The following is a 21,289-nucleotide window of genomic DNA, read 5'->3' on the forward strand; positions in this document are numbered from 1 at the left end:
CCGGTTCATTAGTCACGACGTGAACCAGCCGGCAACAATCGGCGGGGGTCTGCAATGTTAAGCGACACCCGGATCATCAGCAGCCCGGCCACCAGCACCACCAGCACCGTGCCCACCGTCAGCGGTTTCATCAGCAGCGCCAGCGAGGCGAATGGCAGCACCAGCACCACGGACGCCACCGCGAAGCCGATCGCCACGGTGAGCGCCGGGATCATCAGGCTTTTCACCCGGGCCGCGTTGATCACCGCCAGGTCCATTCCCAGCTTGCCCAGCCCGGAATACAGCTCTTCGCGGTCCAAGGTACCGGCGCACTGGCTGATCGCCGCGGAGATAGCCACGCAAATCAGTGCCAGGCCGAGGGTCACCAGCACGCCGGTGAGCACATCTGTGCCGAGATAGTCTTCCCACGTTCCGGTCGCCTGGGCTTCGCCGAAGCCGAACATGGCCGCCCCGGTGCCGCCGATCACCGCCACGAAGGAGGCCATGGCCACTCCGGAGACCTGGCGCCAGGCGGCCACCGGAGATTCCAGGATCATCCGGGCCGCCAGCAGCTGCTCCGCATTGTTTGCCTTGTTCAGCTTCGATTTACCCACCTTGGCCACCAGCCACGGTCCGATGAGGTTCAGCGCCAGCAAGCCCAGCGCGAATCCACCGATGATGATCGCGATCAGCACGCCCAAATCCACCGGAAGCAAACCCACATTGGTGAACAGCGAATAGAGCACCACGATGCTGCCCACCGTAATCACCGCGCGCAGCCAGCTGGGCACCGGAGCCACACGCCGGGTCGCCACGGCGAGCGGGGTGATTACCAGCTTGCGCAGTCCGGCCAGCGCGCTGATCACCGAAAGCAGCACGACGGCCACGACCGCCAAGGCCGCGGCACCGGCCGGCAAGAAGATCCCCGTGCCGATGGCTTGGCCCTGGAAGGGGACCAGCGCCACGGCCGGAGCCAGCGCAAGATACAGCAGCACTCCGGCCAGGGCCCCGACCAGCGCGGTCACGGCCGCCTGGGTGACCGCCACGGCGCGCACCTGGAATCCGGTGGCCCCCAGCAGTCGCAGGGACGAGAGGGCCCGGTCCTGGGCCCGCGCCGAAAGCTTCGCGGCCGAGGAACCAAGCACGAGCAGGGGAACGATCAGCAGCACCAAGGCGAACGCCGCCAGCGGCACATAGAAGCTTTGCGCTTCGCCGTCCAGCTTGGTGAAGGACCAGGCCCCGCCGAGCACGATGAGCACCATGGCGCTGACCATCGTATAGGCGCCTACGGTGAGCAGCTGCGGGGTGCGGCTGGCGCTGGTGGGCCGCCCCAGCAGCCACGCCATATGCAGGATATTCATGAGCGGTGCCCCTCAACCAGTGCATCATCTGCGGTGATCTTTCCATCGTGCAGCGTTAGCACGCGATCGCAACGCGCGGCGACCTGCCGGTCATGGGTGACCATGACCAGAGTCTTCCCTGCCCCGACGGTGCAGCGCAGCAAGGTGTCCAGCACCTCGGCGCCGGTGACCGAATCCAGGGCACCGGTCGGTTCGTCGGCAAAGACCACGCTGGCCCCGGTGACCTGGGCCCGGGCGATCGCCACGCGCTGGGATTGGCCGCCGGAGAGCTGGCCGATCCGGCGTTGCTCCATTCCGGCGAGGCCCAATTGCTGCAAGGCGTCCACGGCGCGCGCGATTGCTGCGCCGCGTGGCACGCCATTGATCATCAGGGCCATGGCCACGTTTTCCTCGGCCGTGAGCTCGGGAATCAGCAGACCCGACTGAAAGACGAATCCGAACGCCTCGCGGCGCAGCTTGGTGCGCGCGGCGTCCTTGAGCTGCTCGACCTGTATTGGCCCCTGGCCGGGAAGGTTGAGTGTCACCGTGCCTGAATCCGGCAGTTCGATGCCGGCCAGGGCATGGAGCAAGGTGGACTTTCCCGAGCCCGAGGGGCCCATGATGGCCACCGCGGTCCCGAGTCCCAGAGCAACATCGATGCCGTCCAGCGCTTGCGTGGTGCCATAGCTGCGGGTGAGCCCTCTGGCCGAAATAAGTGGGTTGGAAACCCTCGAGTTCTGAAGCATATTCCAATGTTCCCAAGTCCGCCCGCTGGGCGCCTCGGAGCGCCGATGGAGTTCTTGGTGGGCGATCTCATCCCGCGGTAGGAGCCAGCTCACCGCGTTCGGGGCCATTTCGCAGTAGGCTCGAAGGCGATGAAGCTTGAACTGTATACCCAGCCTTTCTGCGCCCCGTGCGTGCGGACCCGGCAGGTAGTCCTGCGCGCTGCGAAACTGCTTCCGCAGCTGGCCGTCGAAAAAATCGATGTGGTCGAACAGGTCGCCCGCGGCCAGGAAATGGGTGTGACTTCAACACCCGTGATCCGTTTGCTCGCCAACGGCGAAGAGAAGTTCCGGGGCAACGACACCCCTACGCTGCAGCAATTATTAGCGGCCATCGCCCACGTCAGCGACTAGGCTCACGCACCGTCGCCAGCGATGCTGCACCGGTTCGGGCCCTTTATGGGGAACAATGGATCAGGTGACTAGCGTGCCTCGGATTGACCATGAATGCCTCCAACGAGTGTTGGCAGATTCCACCAACCGCATCGAATGGTTGCGGGCACGGGCCCAGGGCATCACCGCCACCGACGTCGCCAAGCTATCCACGGAGAAATCCATCCGCAATGCGGCCTGGGACAAGCTCTATGGCTCGGGGTTCTCCGGAAATACCTACACCGATCACGGACGGCGCCGCGAACCGGTGATCGCCGCCTGGGTGCAGGAGAACTTCAACATCTTCCCGTCCTCCCAGCTTTTCCATGCGCAGCATTCCCGGCTGCACCTGGCAACCCCCGACGGCTTGGGGTTCGACGAGGACGGTTCTCCGGTGCTCGCCGAAATCAAGACCACCAATAAGCCGTTTAAGAAGATTCCGAAGAACTACCTGCGCCAGGTGCTCTGGCAGCAGCATGTCATCGGCGCGCAGCGGACCTTATTCGTCTGGGAACAGCACCATAACTTCGTCCCGGTGCAGGCCGTCCCCGAGTTCATCTGGATCGAACGCGACGATTCGATGATCCAGGACCTCATCGACAAGGCCGAACTGCTCATCCAGGCCTTGCGCGAGTCGACCTCCCGCGAGCAGCAGTACCTCGACTACGGCCCGGCGGCGCTGCGCCTCTGAGCCGGCGCCCGCACTACATATTCGGGTTTTGCATGGTGCGCGGATCCGGCAGGCATTCCGGGTAGCCCTGCACCAGCTCGCTCAAGAGCTTCTCGCGCAGCATATTGCGCAGGTTCCACAGGTCCCCCGGGTCCCTGGAAGATAAATAAATGGTCACCGTTTGCAACCCGCCGTAGGTATCGGTCACAAGCAGGCTGTTAGTTCGGCCGTCCCACCAATCCGAGGATTCAAGCAATTCGGTGGTGCGGGTGCGGAGGTATTCGATCGGCGCGTTGAGTTTCAGCTGCAGGGTGATATTTCCGTCGATTTCGGTGCTGCGCCGCGACCAGTTCTCAAATGGCGTGGTGGTGAAGTAGGTCGAGGGCAGGATCATGCGGCGACCGTCGATCAGGAGCACCACCACATAGGTCAGCGTGATTTCCTCTACCGTGCCGCGTTCGGCTTCCACCACCACGATGTCATCCACGCGGACCGAATCGGTAAAAGCAATCTGCAGCCCGGCGAACACGTTGGCCAGCGAGGACTGCACGGCCAGACCGACAACCACCGAGGCCAGGCCGGCTGAGGCAAGAATACCTGCGCCCAACGCCCTGACCTGCTCGATTGTCAGCAGCACGGCGGCTACCGCGATGATGCACAAAACCGCTATCAGCACGCGGCGCAGCAGTCCCACCTGGGTCTGCACCTTGGCCAGCCGGCGGCCCGGGCCGAAGCGGCTTCGGATTCTTGCCAGCACTACCTCTTCGACGATCTTCACCAGCACAATAATCAGCCAGGTGAGGAAGAAGACCAGGCAGATCAGCAGCGCAAACTGCCAGAACTTGTAGCCAGCGGCTTCCCGCTGGAAGGCAAGGATCGAGGTTTTGAGGATGATCGAGGCGAAGGTGCCGAATATCGGAATCCGCGCGCCCTTGACGTTGATCTCCCCGAGCCCGGTGCGTTGGAAAATGCGGTGGGTCAGTCCGCTGATCACGAAGGCGAGGATCGCGGCAATGGTTAATCCAACGGCGACAACCACCAGAAATTGCAACGATTCGGGTAGGAAGCGCGAAACTTCAATAACTTCGTCGACAGTGTCATCGATTGGTGCGGATGGGCTTGGCAACATCTTTAAAGCATGTCACATGACCCTAGCCGAAGGCTGTGCGACACCTCGGGTAAACCCCGAAGAGCCCAGACGTATTACAGAAGCGCACCAGATGAATTCCAGTTCGCTGCGGGCTATTGCACCGCGTTGGCGGCGGGGTTTTAGTAGTCTCAAGGGCTCGAACCGGGCTCCAGGGCGCAATCGATAGAAAGCCGGTGGTTCACATGCGCCGCACCAAACTCGGATTACTCACAGCGCTCACTGCAGCAACGATGCTCTCGGTGGCACCCGTGGCGGCAGCCGCCCCGGCCGCTAGCCCAGCGACCGCTTGCGAAACCGTATATTGGGGTTCTCTAGCCAAAACCTCAACCAGCTCAACTACGTCGTCAATGACGAATATCCGTACCGGACGCCACACCTGCTTTGACCGGATGGTCCTGGACCTGAACGGCAACCCGGCCGGCTACTCGGTGAAATACGTCAGCGAACTTACCGGTATTGGATCGGGGAAGGAAGTGAGCACCACAGGCGGGGCTCGACTAGAAATTCTGCTGAAGGCCGGCGCCAGCCCGAGCTACAACCCGGGCGCCACCGTCAAGACGCTGAACTATCAGACCTTCCGCCAGCAAGTTTGGCTGGGAAGTTTTGAAGGCCAAACCAAGGTCGGAATGTCCACGCGGGCAAGGCTGCCCATGCGGGTCTTCGTCCCCTCCGGCCCGGATCAGGGATCGCGATTGGTGATCGATGTAGCTCACTATTGGTACTAACCTGTGCTCGCGCTATGAGCCTGCCGTCATGACGGGTGCAACCGCGTAACACCGTGTCAACCTGCTGAATAATGTGCCACGATGCTTATATGTATCGCACATTTGCTTATCAGCAGGTTGACGTTTTTGCCCCCACTGCCTTCAATGGCAATGGGCTCGGCGTTGTCTTTGAGGCAGATCATTTGGACTCCGAGCAGATGCAGCGCTTTGCCCAGTGGCTGAACCTTTCCGAGACCGTCTTCTTCGTTACCCCCAGCAACGCCGAAGCCGACTACGCGATACGCATTTTCACCCCGACCACCGAACTGCCCTTTGCCGGGCACCCAACTCTTGGAGCCGCGCACGCCTGGATCGAGGCGGGCGGCGAAGCCAGCCCGAACGGGCATCTGATTCAGCAATGCGATGCAGGGCTGATCCAGGTTCGGATCGAACGCGAGGCCGGGGAGAACCACGCACGCCGCCTCGCCTTTCTCGCTCCCCCGCTGACTCGCAGCGGACCGCTGGAAGCCGACGTGCTGCAGTGGGCGATCTCCGGGCTAGGGATCAACGCAGAAGACGTCATCGCGCACCAGTGGCTGGTCAACGGCCCGCACCATGCAGGGCTGGTGCTGCGCGACGCCGACCTGGTGCTGGGGATCGAACCGGACTACGCGGCCCTGGACGGCTTGGAGCTTGGAGTCATTGGCCCGTATACCGCGTCAAGCGTGGCCCAGGGCGTCTGGCAGCCTCACGCCACCGTGCTGCCGCGGATCTCCGGAACCCGCGAAGAATTGCGTCCCCTGGACTACTCCGATCAGACGCGTTCGGAGGAGCGCTTCGGCTCGGTGGTGCTGCAGCCTCCGGCAGACTTCGAGGTTCGGGCCTTCGTTCCGGGCGAAGCCATCCAAGAGGACCCGGCGACCGGTTCGCTCAATGCCGGGTTTGGCGTGTGGCTGACTAAATCCGGCCTTGCCCCGCAGCGCTACACGGTGCGCCAGGGAACGCGTGTGGGCCGTGAAGCCATCTTGCATATCGAGGCGACCGAATACGGGGTTTGGGTCAGTGGCGATGTGACCACCCGCATCGATGGCACTGTGAGCTTCGACTGATTCCGGGGCCGAGCCCACCGCGCTATTTTAGTTTCACCCTGCAAGCATTATTCTTGGTCAGTGCCAAAAATTGTGAGCCCCGAAGCAGACTTTGATCGAAAAACCGCATGGAGCGCCCTCTGGGCTCTGGTCATTGGTTTTTTCATGATCCTGTTGGACACCACCATCGTGTCCACGGCCATGCCCGCGATCATGGAATCCCTGGATGCAGACATCTCGGGGATCTTGTGGATCAACAGTGCCTATCTGCTGACCTTCGCGGTGCCGCTGCTGATCACCGGCCGTCTGGGTGACCGTTTTGGTCCGCGCAATATCTACCTGATCGGGTTGCTGGTTTTCGCGCTCGCCTCCCTCTGGTGCGGGCTGTCTACCTCACTGGCCTCGCTGACCTTTGCACGAGCGGTCCAGGGCCTGGGCGCGGCACTGATCTCACCCCAGGCAATGACGCTGATTACCAGGCTCTTCCCGTACCAGCACCGCGGAGCTGCGATGGGCTTATGGGGCGCGGTGGCCGGTATCGCCACCTTGGTCGGCCCGATTGCCGGCGGGCTGCTGGTGGATTCCATCGGCTGGCAATGGATCTTCTTCATCAACCTGCCCATTGCGGTCCTCAGCTTCATCATGCTGCTGAAATTCGTGCCCCGCTTGGCACCGCAGGCGCACTCCTTCGATTGGGTCGGAGTGCTGCTTTCGGCGGTTGCCATGTTTGCGCTGGTCTTTGGCATCCAGGAGGGCGAGGCGACGAATTGGGAACCGTTTATCGGCCCGCTATCCTCCTGGCATCTGATCTCTCTGGGCATAGTCCTCTTTGGCGTCTTCATCTGGTGGCAATCGAAAACGGCCAAGGAACCTCTGGTTCCGCTGCGCCTGTTCGCCGTTCGCAATTTCTCGTTGGCGAATCTCGCCATTAGCTGCATGGGCCTGAGCATCGCGACCATGAGCCTGCCGATGGTGTTCTTCTTGCAAAATGTGCGAGGCTTGACCCCCACGCAGTCGGCCTTGATGATCTCGCCGATGGCCATTGTGGCGATCTTTGCCGCACCGGTGCTGGGCAAGACGGTTAATAGGCTCAATCCGCGCACCCTTGCGGTTCCCGGTTTTGCGCTGCTCGGTGGAGCGACAGTGGTGTACGCGTTCATGATGCATGCCGAGACACCGCTGTGGACCTTGCTGATCCCTTCCACCGTGCAGGGCCTTGGCTCCGCGATGATCTGGCCCTCGCTTTCGCTGGCCGCGACGAAGGATCTGACCCCGCGCGACGCCGGAGCCGGTTCGGGCATTTACAGCACCACTCGGCAGATCGGCTCGGTGCTCGGTTCGGCGTTGATCGCCGTGATGATGGAATCGCGCGTTTCCGCACAGATCCTCAAAGTCCGGGCCCAGGGCGCCGACGCGATAGGCGAGGCCACCGCGGTGGGCTTGGGCCAGGCCCTCATGCTGCCCGGCCTGGTGGCCATCGCCGCGGTCTTGGTCGTTGTGTTCTTGAATTCCGCAGAAAAGAAACCGGCCGGCTAGCCATCCAAGGCAATAAAAACAGGTGCGGCTCCGCATTTTTTACGCGGAGCCACACCTGATTTCAGGTCCTGAGGAAACTTATGCGGACTGGTCCGGCTTATCTTCGCCCTTGGCCTTCTCGACCGTCTCGCCAATCTTTTCCTGCGCGTCGGCAGCGAAGTCCTTCACATTCTCCGTGGCGTCGGCAGCAAACTCTTTGACGTTCTCGGATGCATCACCAGCAAATTCCTTGACGTTTTCGACTGCTTCGCCCAGCTTCTTTTTTGCGTTATCCAAGAAACCCATGGGTTCTCCTCTTGTTAGGAACTTGATAGTGACTACTGAAAACCTGCAGCCCTAAGTCAAACTTACGTCGAACCCAATGCTCTGCTCAATAGCTTGAGAGTACTACTTCTTTTTCTTGGCCTGCTTGACTGCGCGGCGGCCAAAGATCAAGGCCACGGCGATGCCGGCAAGCCAGACATCCTTCGCCAGGGCCGTACCGTCGCTCGTTGGGCGAATGCCATCGGATTCGGTCATTCCCGGAGTACGCAGGTAGGAAGACAGCAGGACACCCGAGAAGGCCCCGAGACCCATGCCGGCCAGGCGCGAGGGAATGATGGGCAACAGCAAGGCGCTGCCCAGCGCGATTTCGGATACCGAGACCGCCTTGCCGAATGCTGCAGGCTCCAACTCGCCCAGCTGAGGAATGCCGTTGGAGGCAAGCTGCTGCAGTCCGGCGGCGCTAGCCTCATCGATGCGCAGCTTATTGATTCCGCTGTTGAGAATGAATGCGCCACTGACCAAACGTAGAGCGGCGTTTGCGATAGAGATTCCCATGGGCCCTCACTTCTCTTCCAAGTTGTTTTGCGGCCACACTCCTGAAATGAGTGGCCTTGAACCTCAGCGTAGTCACCCCGGGGAATGATCACAATCATTTAGTCCCGTGAGCCGGAGCTGAAAAGTGGAAACATGCTAAATTCAAGAATCATGATCTCTTCATCCGCCGTACCTTCAGCAGCCCTGGACCTCCTCATCACCCAAGGGTTCGACACGACAAGTGTCGACGAGCTCGCGGCGACCGCCGGAATGTCGCGCTCCACGTTCTTCCGCCGTTTCGGCTCCAAGGAAAACATGGTGTTCGCGGATCAGGAAATGATCATAACCCACGTCAAAACGACCCTCGCGGCTTCTTCGGTCAGCGCAACCCAAACGCTGATCGATGCGGCGCATGTGGTCTTCGACCAGTACACCATGAATCCCGAAGCGGCGCAGTTGCGTCACCGCTTGCTGTCTTCGGTGCCCTCGCTGCGGGAACGCGAACTGGTTTCCACCCATCGTTACGAGCGGGCCTTCTACGATTTCCTGTCCGCCCGGGAGCTCGCCGCCAGTGCGCCGAATCGTGCCCTCTGCCTGGGTATCAGCGCCGGACTGGTCGCCATCCACAATGACCACCTGCGGTTGTGGCTGCGCGACCCTTCGGCCACCGACAGGGAGCGCCTGGCCGGGGATGTGCGTTTATTCCTGGACCGCTTCGCCGACTTGCTCGATCCGGGCAATGCTCCGAAGTCCTCGGCCAGGTCACCTCGGGTGGTGGTGTCGGTGCTCGACGAAGGCAGCGATGAGCAGACCGTGCTTGATGCGGTGGCAAAAGCCCTGCGTGAACACAAGCGGTGACACCTAGTTTCTTGACATGACACTGCGTTCCATTAGGCTGGTTGAAGAATAGTTTTTGACCTTCCGCAAAAGGAGCGCCCCCAAATGACCCAGCAGCACACCGAATTCGAGTTTCCCACCGGTGTTGTGGAGCCCGAGTACGACCTCTGGGCAGACGGGGTAGATATCGACCCCACCGGCGTGCTGGCCGAGGTCGATCCGGCCGACGCCGACTGGCGCGCCAGGGCCCGCAAGTTCATCCTCGAAGAGGTCAAGGACGATATTCACGAATACTGGGACAAGGCAGACTACCCGGTGCATCTGATCAAGAAGCTCGGCGACTACGGCCTTCTGCGTGATGGCCTGGACGTGGACGGGCTGCCTGCCATGAGCCCCATGGCCGCCGGACTGATCAATATGGAAATGGCCCGTGGGGATGGCTCGGTGGCCACCATCGTGGGCGTCCAGGGCGGGCTGGCGCTGCGCTCGATCATGTACTGCGGCAGCCCGGAGCAGAAAGCCAAGTACGGCCTGCCGATGCTCGCCGGGGAGCTTGCCGGCTCCTTCGCGCTGACCGAGCCAACCCACGGCTCGGACTCGGTTGGTCTGGAAACCCGCGCGCATCGGGTTGCGGGCGGCTATGTGCTCAACGGTGAAAAGAAGTGGATCGGCAACGGCTCCATTGGCGGCATCACCGTTCTCTGGGCTCGCGACGACGAGGGCAACGTCCGCGGCTTCCTGGTCGATCAGGATTCCGCCGGGTACAGCGCGACGACCATCAAGCACAAGCTCTCGCTGCGCGCCATCTGGCAGGCGCATATACGCTTGGAAAACGTCTTCGTGGCCGACGCGGAGGTGCTTGAGGATTCGCACAGCTTCAAGGACACCGCACGGGTGCTGTTCGCCACCCGGCTGGGGGTCGCCTGGTCGGCCGTGGGCCATGCCACCGCATGCTACGAATCCGCGGTGCTCTACGCCAAGCAGCGCATCCAATTCGGCCGCCCCCTGGCAGCTAGCCAGATCGTGCAGGAACGCCTGGCTCGGATGCAGTCCGAACTGGCGACCATCCAATTGCTCGCCGTGCAGTCCGCGAAACGCGAAGCCCGCGGCGAACTGACCGGTCCGCAGGCCTCGCTGGCCAAGTACACCGCCACGCGTACCGCGCGCCAGATCGCGTCGAATGCACGCGACCTGCTCGGCGGCAACGGCATCCTGACCAGCAACCGCGTGGCCCGCCATTTTGCCGACATCGAGGCCATCCACACCTATGAAGGCACCGAAACCGTGCAGGCGCTGCTGATGGGCCGCAACATCACCGGCATTTCGGCCTTCGCCTAACCCGCGATCCCGAAAATACGAGAACCTCGTTGGCCGGCACCGCATCAGCGGTGCCGGCCAACGAGGTTATTGCTGCTATTTTGAGCTTTCCCGGCGCAGACGATTTTTGGTGTAGGCCGTCGCCTGATGTTCCCACGGGTCTTCGGGCCAGGGATGCCGCGGATACTTGCCGCGCATTTCGGCGCGTACCTGCGCGTAGGGTCCGTTGAAGAAAGAGATGAGATCCTCGGTCACCGCAAGCGGACTGCCAGCCGGTGAAAGCAGATGGAACTGCACCGGAAGCATCCCGCGCACCAGCCGCGGGGATTCGCTAAGCCCGAAGCACTCCTGCAGCTTGACCGCCACCACCGCCGGACCGCCTTCATCCACCGGCGGATAGCCAATGCGAATCCGCGATCCGGACGGGACCTGCAAACGCTCGGGAACCAACGAGTCGAATTCGTGCGCATGCTGCCACGGCAACAGGGTGCGCAACGCGCCGACGAGGTCGACCTTCCCCGCGGGCTTCCCCGCGGCGATCTGCTCCAGGCCGGAGGCCAGCCATTGCTGCGCCGTCTGCACCAGCGTCGGCTCATCTACCGGCACAAAAGGCGCACCCAGTAATCGGTAGGCCACCGCCATCCGGCGCCGCAGCGCTTCAAAGGCCGGCTGCTCGCCAAAGAGCGCCAGCGATTGCTCGCGCAACGCCGTTGCCGCCGCCTGCCGGCCGAGTTCCTTGGTGGCCTTGATCGGGTGGGCGGAAAGCTCGATGGCGCCGAAGGATTCGACCTTGCGTGCCGAGATTTTCCCGTCCACCAGTTTCGCGCTCTCGGTGATCCGGTGCAGGTGGCCCAGCAGGCCGAGTACTTGTTCCCACTCGATACCTGCGGCGCGGCGGATCACCGCTCCGGTGCTGGTCCCGGCCCGGGTGACCTCGGTGATGGCCAAGAATTCATAGTGGGCCAGATGGCTTCCGCGGGGCAGCGAAGCGCGTGTGCCCGAGGCCAGCAGGTAGTCGTTGTCCTGGACCTTGCGCGCCACCCATTGCGGGTAGGCCAGAGCGCAGACTCCGGCGAGCGCCCCGTCAGGATCCACGGCCGGAACCTGCCCGGCGAGGCGTTCAAGACGTTTGGCTTCTTGCACCCAGGCCCGGTGTCCCGGATGCGAAGGCCGGCGAACGGAGCTCAGCAGCTCGTTCAGATCGGCGTTGGCGATGCGTTCGGTGCTCGCCAACAGTGCGACCGCTTCCGCGGTGGGACGCGAGCCGAAATGCTCGGCACCGGCCAGCAAGGCGCGGGCGGTGCGTGGGTCGGCCGGAATCTTCACCATCCGTTCGCCCAGGGCGGTGATTTTTCCTTGCTCGTCCACCGCGTCCAAGCTGCGCAGCACCTCTTCGTCGGTGCGCATTGTGCCCGGCGGCGGCTCCTCCCACAGGGCGAGCCCTTCACCGCGCGGGGTACCCCAAGCGGCCAGAGAAAGCGCGGCCTGCACCAGGTCTCCGGTCTGCATCTCGGGGGCCGAATGAGCCGGTGCGGCCGCGAAGGACTTGGGGTCAAGGGTCCGCACCACGGTTCCTGCCCCGAGCCGCCCGGCACGGCCGGCACGCTGCGTGGCCGCGGCACGGCTGGCGACCACCGTCACCAGGCCGCCAAAGCCACGTGCCGCGTCCCTGCGTGGTTCGCGCGCATAGCCGGCATCGATCACCAGGTGGACGCGCGGTACGGTCAGCGAGGATTCGGCGATCGAGGTGGAAACGATAATTCGCGGTCCCTGCAAAGCCGAAGGCTCGCTGAGTACCTCGTCTTGGGCCTTGGTGGGGATCTGCGAATGCAGTGCAAAGGCTTGGATGCCCGAGGCCCCGATCTGGGCACAGACCCGGTCGACCTCGCGTGCTCCGGGAACGAAGACCAAGGTATCTACCGTGGCCTTGGTACCGTGGTTTTGCTGGCGCGAATGCTTCACCGCCACCTGAGCGACATGGCGCAGGTACTCGTCGCTCAACCCGCGCTCGGAGTTGCGCTTACCGGCAAAGCTGTCGAAGAGCTCGGCCACCTCGAATTGCGCGGTGTTGGCGGTGAGCACCGGGGCCGGGGACTGCCGGGCCAGCAGCTGCGACAGCTCTCGGGCTTGCAGGGTGGCACTCATGACGATCAGGCTGAGATCATCACGCAGTTCGCTGACTTGGTTGACCATGGCCAGCAACAGGTCCGTGTCGATGGACCGTTCGTGGACCTCATCGATGATGACCGCGCTGACTCCTGCCAAGTCGGGGTCCCCCAGCAGCCGGCGGAGCATCAGGCCGGCGGTGACGAATTCAATCTGGGTGTTCGCGGAGCTTTGGCGTTCCCCGCGTACCGCGAAACCTACCCGGTCTCCCAGGGCCGAACCATCGAGCTGGGCCAGGCGTCGGGCCGCGGCACGTGCCGCCACCCGGCGTGGCTGGGTGACGATAATCTTTCCGGTGAGTCCTTGCACCGCCAGCGCTTCAGCCACAGTCGGTGGAACGATGGTGGTTTTGCCCGAGCCCGGTGGCGCTTGAATCACCAGCGGCTGGTTTGGATGGGCACACAGCGCGGCGTGCAGTTCCGCGCGGCTGGGACCGAAGGCCAACCCCGCGGCGATGCGTTCCAGGTTGAAGGCTGCCCGGCTCATGCTCGCGGTGCCGTCCAGAAATTTTCGATCGCACTCACCACCGGTTCGATGGGGTAGAGCGTGCTGCCGTGGGTCCGCCCGGCCAGAGCCACCATGCGGGCGTTGGGCATGGCGCGAGCCATGATCTTGTTCTGGTCGAAGCGCGGCTGGTCGCGCGTGCCGATAAGCAGCAAGGTGGGAACCTTGATCTCAGCCAGCTGGTTCAGCGCGATATTCTGCACCGTTTCCGCTGCCTCATAGTAGGCGGCCAAGGCCAGCGGATCATTGGAAAGGAACGCAAACCTGGTCGCCGGATCCAGCCGTCCTCTGGTTTCCTGACCGGTCACAAACCCTTCGATGTCTCCCTGGCGCAGCACGTCGAGGTAGCCGGGGAAGAAGAGCTTGCCGATTTCCCCGTCGGTGATCTCGAAGGTGCCACCGAGCATGGTTAAGGACAGCACGCGTTCGGGGCTCTGCATCGCCACCTGCAGCCCGCTGCGGGCGCCAAAGGAATAGCCGATGATATGTGCGGCGGCAATACCTAGATGATCGAGCACCGCATGGATGTCGCCGGCGATTTTCTCCATGGTGTAATCGGCGGCCCGGTGGGATTTCACCGATTTGCCATGGCCGCGCAGGTCCATGCGAATGGTGCGGCGGTTTGAGCCCAGCGCCTTGGTGTATCCCAGCCCGCGCCAGATCGAGCGGGATAGCGCCGACCCGTGCAGGAAAAGAATCGGCTCGCCCGCGGCACCGTCGTCATCAAAGAAGATCTCGGAATTATCTGCGGGGTTATTGATCATTGGCATACTAGCGATTAAATCCTGTTGGGAGCCAGCGGGCAATTTACGGCCGCGCGGTGCGGGCGGCGTTGCCGGTTTTCTATCGACATTGACCGGCAAAAGTATGACACTGAAGGTATGTGGTCGGCGGTTTGACCGCCCAGACACCTAGACCTGCGAGGGAAGGAGCATCATGAGCAATCATCCAGACGAAGAAGTCGGCGCCGAGACTCAAGAACAAGCCAAAGCTCACGTGAAGCACGATCATGACGAGGAGATGGTGGAGGAATGGGAAGACGGATCATTCCCTGCCTCCGACCCACCATCAAACTACTAGGCACGCTAAATCCTAGGAAGCGTTAACTTGGCACCCAGCTGGCGGTAAGTTTCCCCTCCTAGAGTGGTTATTACCTTCTCAAGGGTGCGAGTGAATTAGAAGAACCGGTCCGCGCGGACGTTACCTCCTTGAACCCGCGGATCGGTTCTTCATTTTAATCAGCCGCGCCGCTACTTGGTGAACTCGATGGTGGTGGCGCTGCTTGCCGCCACATCCAGCTGCAGCTTTCCTGCCGCATTCTTAGTCACGCCACTGCCCTTGGCGGCGAATGGCGCTATGGCCGTCAGCTCGGTGGCTTCAATCTCACCGTTGCCTGGGGCATGGATCTGTGCTGCCCGGGTGGCCTTGTATCCCTGAGGAACGTTCACCGTGACCGGGTTCTTCGAATTTTTCGCCGCATCGTTCTTATTGACGACGGTGACCAGCACTCGGCCGTTTTTCGCCTTGACCGCGTAGCCCTGGAGGTTTTTGTCTCCGGAGAGCGTCGTCTTCATGAACTGGCTACCGACGCTCAAGCGCGCCAAGCGCATGGCAAGATAGTTCGGCTGGGCCAGCACCTGCCCTGCACCCAGTTCCCCGGTGCCTTCGGCGGAGCAAACCACAGACATCGGCGCGCCTCCGCGGCAGGCTCCGAGCATCGAGTGCATGTTCATGCGCTCCACGCCCAAACGTGCGGTGTCAAAGATATGGTCCACCGTCCACAGCGCGCTTGCGTGCGTGCGGGAGGTGTTGTTTGTGCCCGGGCAGCTGGTTGAACCGGTCTCTTCCACCCACAGCGGCAGCTTCTTCGCTTCGGCCTTTTCCAAACCGATGCCAATCATCTTCTTGGCGCTATTGCTCACCACCGGGTCCAAGAGGTTCTGCCACTCTGGGCCGCGGCCGGGAATATTATCCGAGGAACAATCGTAGGTCGCGTAGTAATGCTGGGTCAGCGCGGTGGTGTTGGGGAGTTTTGCGTCGAGGAATGCGCTCATCCACGAACCGTCGAAGACTCCGGGACCAACGAGCGGAACCTCGGGTCCGGTCTCCTGGTCAATTTCCTTGGCATAGGCGCGCACCTGGGTGACAAACTTCTTCTCATTCCACTGGGAAGGTTCGCGTATCTGAAGTCCCGGGCGGGCATCATTGGTATACCCGTTGGGTTCGTTGCCAATGGAGATTCCCAGCAGGTGATCACCGAAAATCTCTACAGCGTACTTGGCCATATCGGCCCCGCGCTTCGGGTCGTAGGTGCCAAGGGGGATGCCGATGGTCACCTTCGCGTCGATCTTCTTGACGGTTTTCATCACGCGCTCAAGGTCTTGTGGAGTAACCAGGGTCTTGCCCTTGGGAGCTTTTTCACCGGTGGAGGTCCAGAACATCTCCCGATCCAGGACATTGCCGCCGAAGCGCAATCCGGGTTGCCCCAACCCGATGAGCATTTCATCGAGATTGCCCGCTGCAGGGTCCCAGCGTGGGTCGCTGAGTTCGGTTGCCTCGAAGGACACACCGATATTGTCATCGCTCAGGCTGGTTCCGAGATTCGAGGCTCCCACCGTGAGGGTGGCCGCCTTGCCATCGGAACGCTTGTTGAACTCCTGCGCGAACTCGGGCAGCGGCTCGGGTGTGGGCTTGGGCGGAGAAGCTACCGCCGAATTTGAGGCGTTGGGTTCTTGCTGATTCTGCCCCGACCCGCCCGAGGAGCAGCCGGCTAGCAGGCCGCAGACCAGCATGGCGGCAAGGGATTTTGTCGCTTTGGAAATCACGAAGGTCCTCACAGTTATTTGCAGCATATCCAAACTTCACCCTATCGCGGGCACGCTTATTCTCTGCTGACGTGACTTCTTCTGCGCCGCGCAGAAATCCGCGATGCATGCCAATAAATGCTCTGCAGTTTTCGGCTGCCCCTCCCCTGGAACTCGGGTTCGCTTTTATTCGTGGCCCTTAAATCGGTGATGAACCGGCAGTTCTGCCATAGAGTTGTGCACAGATAGCAACAGGTCTTTCTACAGGAAGGTTCTACGTGGAGTACGAACTCGTTAATCCGCATCCAGACAGCCACCGCCCCTACGTCGCAGCAGCTAGCCGCTATGAGAACTTCGGCTACCGTCGCGTCGGTGATTCCGGCCTCGTGCTGCCTCCGCTGTCTTTGGGCCTGTGGTGGAACTTCGGCGACAACCGCCCCTTCGCAACCCAGCGCGAAGTCCTACGCCACGCGTTTGACCATGGCATCAACCACTTCGACCTGGCCAATAACTACGGCCCACCGGCCGGCTCGGCGGAAGAAAACTTTGGGCGCATGATGCGCAAGGATTTCATGCCGTACCGCGATGAGCTGATCATCTCCTCGAAGGCCGGCTACGAGATGTGGGCCGGGCCTTTCGGCACCTACGGTTCACGCAAGTACTTGCTGGCGTCGGCAGAAGCGTCGCTGAAGGCAATGAACTTGGACTACGTGGATATCTTCTATTCGCACCGCTACGATCCGAAGACTCCGCTGGAGGAAACCATCGGCGCGCTCGATACCCTGGTGCGCCAGGGCAAGGCCACCTATGTGGGCATCTCCTCCTACTCGGCCGAACGCACCGCCCAGGCCAAGGCGATCGCAGTCGAGCTGGGCACCCCGCTGGTAATCCACCAGCCGTCCTACAACATCTTGAACCCTTGGGTTGAGCATGGCCTGCTGGCTACCTTGGAAAAGGAAGACATGGGAGCCATCGCTTTCACTCCGCTTGCACAGGGTCTGCTGACGGATAAGTATCTCAACGGCACCGAAGTGCAACGCCAGGGCGGGCGCCGCTCCCTCGAAGCCCAACTGACCGATGAGAACCTGACCAAGATCCACAAGCTCAACGACATCGCGCAACGCCGCGGCCAGTCGTTGGCGCAGATGTCCCTGGCCTGGCTGCTGCGCGAGGGCGCGGCCACCTCGGTGCTGATCGGAGCGTCCTCTACCAAGCAGCTCGATGAGAACCTTGGCGCGTTGAACAACCTTCAGTTCACCGAGTCCGAGCTCAAGGAGATTTCCGAGATCGCCCAGGGCGACGCAGGAATCGACTGGTGGAAGAACTCCGCAATCAGCTAACTCTTGCGTTTGGCCAAGACACCCACAAGACGCTTTCTTCAAACGTATTGTGGGTGTTTTGCATTGCTCGGCGAATAGGAGACATTCGCGAGGAATCAGTCATAAATTCCAGACGTTCCAACGGATCTGCGTGTGGCTGAATCTTTGAACTGAGGATATGCTCGAATAAGACGCTTCGTGAAGTGATTCACATTCATTTTACGGACGTGGTGCGTATCGTGGAATCCACATACCCACGCCAGACCTCAAATCAGACTAGACAGGAGCATCATGAGCGCCCCGACCTACAAGGTACTTAACCCAGCGACCGGTCAGATCGTTGAAGAATTCCCGGCGGCTACAGACGAGCAGGTCGAGCAGGCGCTCACCGCGGCACAATCGGCCTTTGAATCGTGGCAGAACGTCGACATCAACGAACGCGCGAAGATCGTCAACCGGGTCGCACAACTCTTCGCCGATCGCGCAGATGAACTTGGCAAGATCATGACCATTGAAATGGGAAAGCCGCTATCCGAGGCCGTGGGCGAGGCAGAATACTGCAAGGAGATCTTCGAATACTTCGCAACCGAGGGCCCAACTCTGGCCGCAGACCAGGAGATCAAGTCCTTCTCCGGAGGCCGGGCAGTCGTCCAGCGCCGTCCAGTGGGCCCGCTGCTTGGCATCATGCCGTGGAACTTCCCGCTCTACCAGGTGGCCCGCTTCGCCGCCCCTAACCTGATGCTGGGCAACACCATCGTGCTCAAGCACGCCGAGTCCTGCCCGCGTTCGGCACTGGCCCTCCAAGAAATCATGGACGAGGCAGGGGTGCCCACCGGCGTCTACAACAACGTCTTCGCCACCCATGACCAGATCTCCACGATCATCGCCGACCCGCGCATTCAGGGTGTCTCGCTGACCGGCTCCGAACGCGCAGGCGCAATCATTGGCGAGCAGGCCGGACGCAATCTGAAGAAAGCCGTGCTGGAACTGGGCGGCTCGGATCCGTTCGTCGTTCTTGACGCCGATGACGTTGCCGGCATCGCCGAAACCGCATGGGGTTTCCGCATCGACAACACCGGCCAGGCCTGCAACTCGAATAAGCGCATGATCGTCATGGACGATATCTTTGACGGCTTCGTCGCCGAACTGACCAAGCGCGCCGACGGGCTCACCCCGGGTGACCCGCTGGCCGAACTTGAAGGCACCTTCGCCCCGCTCTCCTCGCGCAAGGCCGCCGAAGACCTTGACGCCCAGGTGCAGGACGCGGTAGCCAAGGGCGCCACTTTGCACGCCGGCGGCGTGCTGCACGAGGGCCCAACCGCCTACTACTCCCCCGCGGTACTCAGCGGTGTCACCAAGGACATGCGCGCCTACTATGAAGAGCTCTTCGGCCCGGTAGCCGTGGTGTACAAGGTCAGCAGCGATGACGAAGCGCTGGAGCTCGCCAACGACACCATCTACGGCCTAGGCGGTTCGGTGCACTCCACCGACGAGGCCCGCGCCGCGAAGGTCGCTATGGGGCTGCAGTCCGGAATGGCGAACGTCAACATTGCAGCTGCCGAGGGTGCAGAAATGCCCTTTGGTGGCGTGAAGCGTTCGGGCTTCGGCCGCGAACTCGGGCCGCTGGGCATGGAAGAATTTGTGAACAAGCGCCTGTTCTACATCGGCGAATAATGAGTTACGGATTCTAGACCCGTACTGCAGATAAATTTGAGGGTGCGCTTCCGATCGGAAGCCCACCCTCAAGTTTATCTTTTTAATTTTCTACACGGATGCTGAAATTTCGTCCTTCGATTCGGTCTTCAAATCTTCCGATTCGTTTATGACTGCATCTCGATTGCGCGGACGAATGACCTTCCTCCAACATCCTGCCAACCAAGCCTGAATGGTGATCCAAGTCGCGCCCGAAACTAGGACGGCATCTGCGGAAGCCATGATTCCGGAGAAAAATGGTAGTCCCATAACCACAGCAATTCCGATATGCATGCCCAGAATTGTAATCAGAGCAATTCTTCGGCTGATCCTATGGAAGAGCATGAATGGGAATGCTATTTGCGCAATGACCGTAACGTACGTGATCAGTGCAACGATCCATGAGTTGGAGGATAGCAACTCACTCATCCATGGGAATACACCATAGGCCTCGGAACTGATCGGATAATACATGGCTGTGCCGTTCTGCCACAGGTTTCCCTGCACCTTGTAGAGGCCAGCTTCGAGGTACACAATGCATAGCTGAGCAACTATGAGGCACAACGCAATGTTGTGGAGTACCGTTACTATTTCGAACTCACGGTTCGCTTTACCCTTGCGCTTTTTCAACCACGCGTCGAACGACCAATGTTTCGAAAGATCCGCAAAAATCAGGTAGATCAGCATGATACGAATGAAATAATTTCCACCGTCGGATATCGGCGTGTTTTGCGCATTAATAGCGGTGTAGAAAATGAAGAACAGGGGTGTGATTATCCGTGTCTTCCAGCCGATTGTGAATGCAACAGCCAAGAGGATTGCGACGACATACCAGCTGACAAAGAACCCAAGGCCAGCGTCACGAAGGATATCAAGTGGCCAGTTGTACCCCAGAACAGCTCGATAAGGTTCAAGGTATTCCGAGCCAGGACCCCAAATCTTGACTGCGATAGGTGCATTAATCAACAACCATCCCAGAATGATGAGCCCAGAAGCCATTCTCATTACGGCTAACCCATATGCACCATGGCGTTCGTTGACGAACCAACGATAGACCCACGCAAACGAATCCGCAGGCAAACTCTTGTTTCTAGAAATCCAGCTTCGAATGGACGGATCATTTTTCTGATCTAATTTCATTTCCATGCCGCTACCGCCGCTTCGCTAAATTCTCTTGTATCACGCCATCCAATATTGGTCTCTATGGGGGTGCTTTCTGCATCAAGATTATGCCGTTGCGCGAATGATGTGACTGGTTCTCGTCGCAGTTTGATTTCAACGATGGCGGCCCCACCCCATTGTTCGATGGCGTACAAAGATGCAAATCCAACCGCTGTGTCTTCAAGTCGCTTATAAGCGCGAAGGTTTGATAGCTCCGACGTAGAATATTTATCCATAGCTTCCGGAGAACTAAGATCCACCCCGAAAACGGGGGTTCCCTGGATGAACGGCTTCGCAATTTCAGAGCGTGCGTCGCTGCTCAAATCTGATGTAGCGCCCCACAAACGACCATGAATCACTTTAGATTGCTTAGTTTCCCGATCAGCAAACATATTGCCTGCTCGTTTGGCCATTTCTTCAGCAGTCACGTTACGCCATTCAGTAAATTCTGCACCCTTTGACTGCCCTCCGGCACAAACATCCATGCTAGAAAGACACGCACGGAACGTGAAGTATTCATCCTGCGAGTACGGACCAGGTGCAAAGAGGCTCCATCCTTGATCTAAGGGCCCAAGGAAATACCTATTAAGTTCAGGTTGCAACGAGGTCTTGATAGGAGTTGAAGGTCCGGTGAATGCCATGGTTGCCCCAATATGGCCAAGGGCGGCGATTCCAGCCAAAAGGAGAACCATCAGTGTAGCTACTTTTGGCTTCGTTCTTTGTTGCCTCATCTGATTATTCTCTCCCATTCGGACCTTCCTATAAATTTCATACCTGATGAAATTCTTAATGCGAAATGGAAGGGGCATCCGTGGATGCCCCTTCCTATTTCTGGACTAAATAACTACTGCTTTAGGCTTTGCGCTTACGAGCTAGCAATGTAGCTCCAGCACCAAGCATCAGAAGCAACAGTGCCCCCGCACCGATCAGCAGTGAACCGTTGGTTCCGGTATCTGCAAGACGGTCCTTATTGGACTGCTTATCCTTCTGCGTTCCGTCATTATCACCGGAATTCGCGTCAGCGTTATCCGAAGTATTCGCATCGGTATTAGCTTCAGTGTTCGCATCAG

Annotated in this window: 21 protein-coding genes; 10 read left to right on the top strand and 11 right to left on the bottom strand. The window is 60.4% G+C overall.

Going from position 1 to position 21,289, the window contains the following annotated elements:
* Positions 1-8 precede the first annotated feature (8 nt).
* A complete protein-coding gene (locus tag ACT3TP_RS07340) occupies positions 9-1,340 on the bottom strand; it encodes an FtsX-like permease family protein (RefSeq protein ID WP_444620091.1) in 1,332 nt (443 codons plus the stop codon).
* Complete coding sequence (locus ACT3TP_RS07345) at positions 1,337-2,065, bottom strand: ABC transporter ATP-binding protein (protein ID WP_444620093.1); 729 nt, start codon at positions 2,063-2,065, stop codon at positions 1,337-1,339. The genes ACT3TP_RS07340 and ACT3TP_RS07345 overlap by 4 nt, the downstream gene beginning before the upstream one ends.
* A gap of 129 nt (positions 2,066-2,194) precedes the next feature.
* On the opposite strand from ACT3TP_RS07345, the gene ACT3TP_RS07350 reads away from it, so the two are divergent.
* A complete protein-coding gene (locus ACT3TP_RS07350; protein WP_444620095.1) occupies positions 2,195-2,455 on the top strand; it encodes a glutaredoxin family protein in 261 nt (86 codons plus the stop codon).
* A 64-nt stretch (positions 2,456-2,519) separates the two neighbouring features.
* Positions 2,520-3,164, top strand: coding sequence for a YqaJ viral recombinase family protein (locus tag ACT3TP_RS07355; RefSeq protein ID WP_444620097.1), 645 nt, complete (start codon positions 2,520-2,522; stop codon positions 3,162-3,164).
* A 13-nt stretch (positions 3,165-3,177) separates the two neighbouring features.
* Here ACT3TP_RS07355 and ACT3TP_RS07360 read toward each other — a convergent pair whose 3' ends face one another.
* Positions 3,178-4,272, bottom strand: coding sequence for a mechanosensitive ion channel family protein (locus tag ACT3TP_RS07360; protein WP_096283217.1), 1,095 nt, complete (start codon positions 4,270-4,272; stop codon positions 3,178-3,180).
* A gap of 368 nt (positions 4,273-4,640) precedes the next feature.
* On the opposite strand from ACT3TP_RS07360, the gene ACT3TP_RS07365 reads away from it, so the two are divergent.
* From ACT3TP_RS07365 to ACT3TP_RS07375, 3 genes are all read left to right on the top strand, one after another.
* A complete protein-coding gene (locus tag ACT3TP_RS07365) occupies positions 4,641-5,018 on the top strand; it encodes an AMIN-like domain-containing (lipo)protein (RefSeq protein WP_444620099.1) in 378 nt (125 codons plus the stop codon).
* An 89-nt stretch (positions 5,019-5,107) separates the two neighbouring features.
* On the top strand, positions 5,108-6,106 hold the full coding sequence (locus tag ACT3TP_RS07370; RefSeq protein WP_444620101.1) for a PhzF family phenazine biosynthesis protein: 999 nt from the start codon (positions 5,108-5,110) through the stop codon (positions 6,104-6,106).
* A 60-nt stretch (positions 6,107-6,166) separates the two neighbouring features.
* A complete protein-coding gene (locus tag ACT3TP_RS07375; protein WP_444620103.1) occupies positions 6,167-7,621 on the top strand; it encodes a DHA2 family efflux MFS transporter permease subunit in 1,455 nt (484 codons plus the stop codon).
* A gap of 78 nt (positions 7,622-7,699) precedes the next feature.
* Here ACT3TP_RS07375 and ACT3TP_RS07380 read toward each other — a convergent pair whose 3' ends face one another.
* Both ACT3TP_RS07380 and ACT3TP_RS07385 read right to left on the bottom strand, forming a co-directional pair.
* The gene (locus ACT3TP_RS07380) at positions 7,700-7,906 is read right to left on the bottom strand and encodes a hypothetical protein (protein ID WP_444620105.1); all 207 of its coding nucleotides are present in this window, start codon (positions 7,904-7,906) and stop codon (positions 7,700-7,702) included.
* A gap of 102 nt (positions 7,907-8,008) precedes the next feature.
* The gene (locus ACT3TP_RS07385; protein WP_096289286.1) at positions 8,009-8,440 is read right to left on the bottom strand and encodes a hypothetical protein; all 432 of its coding nucleotides are present in this window, start codon (positions 8,438-8,440) and stop codon (positions 8,009-8,011) included.
* Positions 8,441-8,590: 150 nt separating this feature from the next.
* On the opposite strand from ACT3TP_RS07385, the gene ACT3TP_RS07390 reads away from it, so the two are divergent.
* Both ACT3TP_RS07390 and ACT3TP_RS07395 read left to right on the top strand, forming a co-directional pair.
* Positions 8,591-9,277 carry a TetR/AcrR family transcriptional regulator gene (locus ACT3TP_RS07390; protein ID WP_444620107.1) on the top strand — a complete coding sequence of 229 codons (687 nt, stop codon included), beginning with the start codon at positions 8,591-8,593 and terminating at the stop codon, positions 9,275-9,277.
* 84 nt (positions 9,278-9,361) lie between these two features.
* Positions 9,362-10,594, top strand: a complete 1,233-nt coding sequence (locus ACT3TP_RS07395; protein ID WP_105570286.1) for an acyl-CoA dehydrogenase family protein — start codon at positions 9,362-9,364, stop codon at positions 10,592-10,594.
* A gap of 75 nt (positions 10,595-10,669) precedes the next feature.
* On the opposite strand, the gene hrpB is transcribed toward ACT3TP_RS07395, so the two are convergent.
* Both hrpB and ACT3TP_RS07405 read right to left on the bottom strand, forming a co-directional pair.
* Entirely contained in the window at positions 10,670-13,225 is a 2,556-nt protein-coding gene (gene hrpB, locus ACT3TP_RS07400; protein WP_444620110.1) for an ATP-dependent helicase HrpB, read from the bottom strand.
* Positions 13,222-14,007, bottom strand: a complete 786-nt coding sequence (locus ACT3TP_RS07405) for an alpha/beta fold hydrolase (RefSeq protein ID WP_096289304.1) — start codon at positions 14,005-14,007, stop codon at positions 13,222-13,224. The genes hrpB and ACT3TP_RS07405 overlap by 4 nt, the downstream gene beginning before the upstream one ends.
* Positions 14,008-14,179: 172 nt before the next feature.
* Between ACT3TP_RS07405 and ACT3TP_RS07410 the strand changes: the two genes are divergently transcribed.
* On the top strand, positions 14,180-14,323 hold the full coding sequence (locus tag ACT3TP_RS07410; RefSeq protein WP_444620112.1) for a hypothetical protein: 144 nt from the start codon (positions 14,180-14,182) through the stop codon (positions 14,321-14,323).
* Positions 14,324-14,493: 170 nt separating this feature from the next.
* On the opposite strand, the gene ACT3TP_RS07415 is transcribed toward ACT3TP_RS07410, so the two are convergent.
* Positions 14,494-16,068, bottom strand: a complete 1,575-nt coding sequence (locus ACT3TP_RS07415; RefSeq protein ID WP_444620114.1) for a hypothetical protein — start codon at positions 16,066-16,068, stop codon at positions 14,494-14,496.
* Between the two features lie 257 nt (positions 16,069-16,325).
* On the opposite strand from ACT3TP_RS07415, the gene ACT3TP_RS07420 reads away from it, so the two are divergent.
* Both ACT3TP_RS07420 and ACT3TP_RS07425 read left to right on the top strand, forming a co-directional pair.
* Entirely contained in the window at positions 16,326-17,387 is a 1,062-nt protein-coding gene (locus ACT3TP_RS07420) for an aldo/keto reductase (RefSeq protein ID WP_444620116.1), read from the top strand.
* 270 nt (positions 17,388-17,657) lie between these two features.
* Positions 17,658-19,040, top strand: a complete 1,383-nt coding sequence (locus ACT3TP_RS07425; RefSeq protein ID WP_096289298.1) for an NAD-dependent succinate-semialdehyde dehydrogenase — start codon at positions 17,658-17,660, stop codon at positions 19,038-19,040.
* Positions 19,041-19,130: 90 nt separating this feature from the next.
* Here the strand turns inward: ACT3TP_RS07425 and ACT3TP_RS07430 are convergent, their stop codons facing one another.
* The 3 genes from ACT3TP_RS07430 to ACT3TP_RS07440 all read right to left on the bottom strand — a co-directional run.
* Entirely contained in the window at positions 19,131-20,204 is a 1,074-nt protein-coding gene (locus tag ACT3TP_RS07430) for an HTTM domain-containing protein (RefSeq protein WP_444620118.1), read from the bottom strand.
* Entirely contained in the window at positions 20,195-20,968 is a 774-nt protein-coding gene (locus ACT3TP_RS07435; RefSeq protein ID WP_444616824.1) for a DUF5819 family protein, read from the bottom strand. Before ACT3TP_RS07435 ends, ACT3TP_RS07430 begins: the two co-directional genes overlap by 10 nt.
* A gap of 103 nt (positions 20,969-21,071) precedes the next feature.
* On the bottom strand, positions 21,072-21,289 hold a 218-nt coding region (locus tag ACT3TP_RS07440; protein WP_444620120.1), incomplete at its 5' end, for an LPXTG cell wall anchor domain-containing protein.

The organism is Glutamicibacter sp. AOP38-B1-38 (assembly GCF_052377485.1).
Classification (GTDB): Bacteria; Actinomycetota; Actinomycetes; order Actinomycetales; family Micrococcaceae; genus Glutamicibacter.

Excerpts from the sequence above, each read along its gene's own strand:
- ACT3TP_RS07385 (WP_096289286.1), bottom strand. The coding sequence starts at position 8,440 with ATGGGAATCTCTATCGCAAACGCCGCTCTACGTTTGGTCAGTGGCGCA.
- ACT3TP_RS07435 (WP_444616824.1), bottom strand. The coding sequence starts at position 20,968 with ATGGGAGAGAATAATCAGATGAGGCAACAAAGAACGAAGCCAAAAGTA.
- ACT3TP_RS07370 (WP_444620101.1), top strand. The coding sequence starts at position 5,108 with ATGTATCGCACATTTGCTTATCAGCAGGTTGACGTTTTTGCCCCCACT.
- ACT3TP_RS07405 (WP_096289304.1), bottom strand. The coding sequence starts at position 14,007 with ATGATCAATAACCCCGCAGATAATTCCGAGATCTTCTTTGATGACGAC.
- ACT3TP_RS07390 (WP_444620107.1), top strand. The coding sequence starts at position 8,591 with ATGATCTCTTCATCCGCCGTACCTTCAGCAGCCCTGGACCTCCTCATC.
- hrpB (WP_444620110.1), bottom strand. The coding sequence starts at position 13,225 with ATGAGCCGGGCAGCCTTCAACCTGGAACGCATCGCCGCGGGGTTGGCC.
- ACT3TP_RS07350 (WP_444620095.1), top strand. The coding sequence starts at position 2,195 with ATGAAGCTTGAACTGTATACCCAGCCTTTCTGCGCCCCGTGCGTGCGG.
- ACT3TP_RS07340 (WP_444620091.1), bottom strand. The coding sequence starts at position 1,340 with ATGAATATCCTGCATATGGCGTGGCTGCTGGGGCGGCCCACCAGCGCC.
- ACT3TP_RS07430 (WP_444620118.1), bottom strand. The coding sequence starts at position 20,204 with ATGGAAATGAAATTAGATCAGAAAAATGATCCGTCCATTCGAAGCTGG.
- ACT3TP_RS07345 (WP_444620093.1), bottom strand. The coding sequence starts at position 2,065 with ATGCTTCAGAACTCGAGGGTTTCCAACCCACTTATTTCGGCCAGAGGG.
- ACT3TP_RS07425 (WP_096289298.1), top strand. The coding sequence starts at position 17,658 with ATGAGCGCCCCGACCTACAAGGTACTTAACCCAGCGACCGGTCAGATC.
- ACT3TP_RS07360 (WP_096283217.1), bottom strand. The coding sequence starts at position 4,272 with ATGTTGCCAAGCCCATCCGCACCAATCGATGACACTGTCGACGAAGTT.
- ACT3TP_RS07410 (WP_444620112.1), top strand. The coding sequence starts at position 14,180 with ATGAGCAATCATCCAGACGAAGAAGTCGGCGCCGAGACTCAAGAACAA.
- ACT3TP_RS07395 (WP_105570286.1), top strand. The coding sequence starts at position 9,362 with ATGACCCAGCAGCACACCGAATTCGAGTTTCCCACCGGTGTTGTGGAG.
- ACT3TP_RS07380 (WP_444620105.1), bottom strand. The coding sequence starts at position 7,906 with ATGGGTTTCTTGGATAACGCAAAAAAGAAGCTGGGCGAAGCAGTCGAA.
- ACT3TP_RS07365 (WP_444620099.1), top strand. The coding sequence starts at position 4,641 with ATGACGAATATCCGTACCGGACGCCACACCTGCTTTGACCGGATGGTC.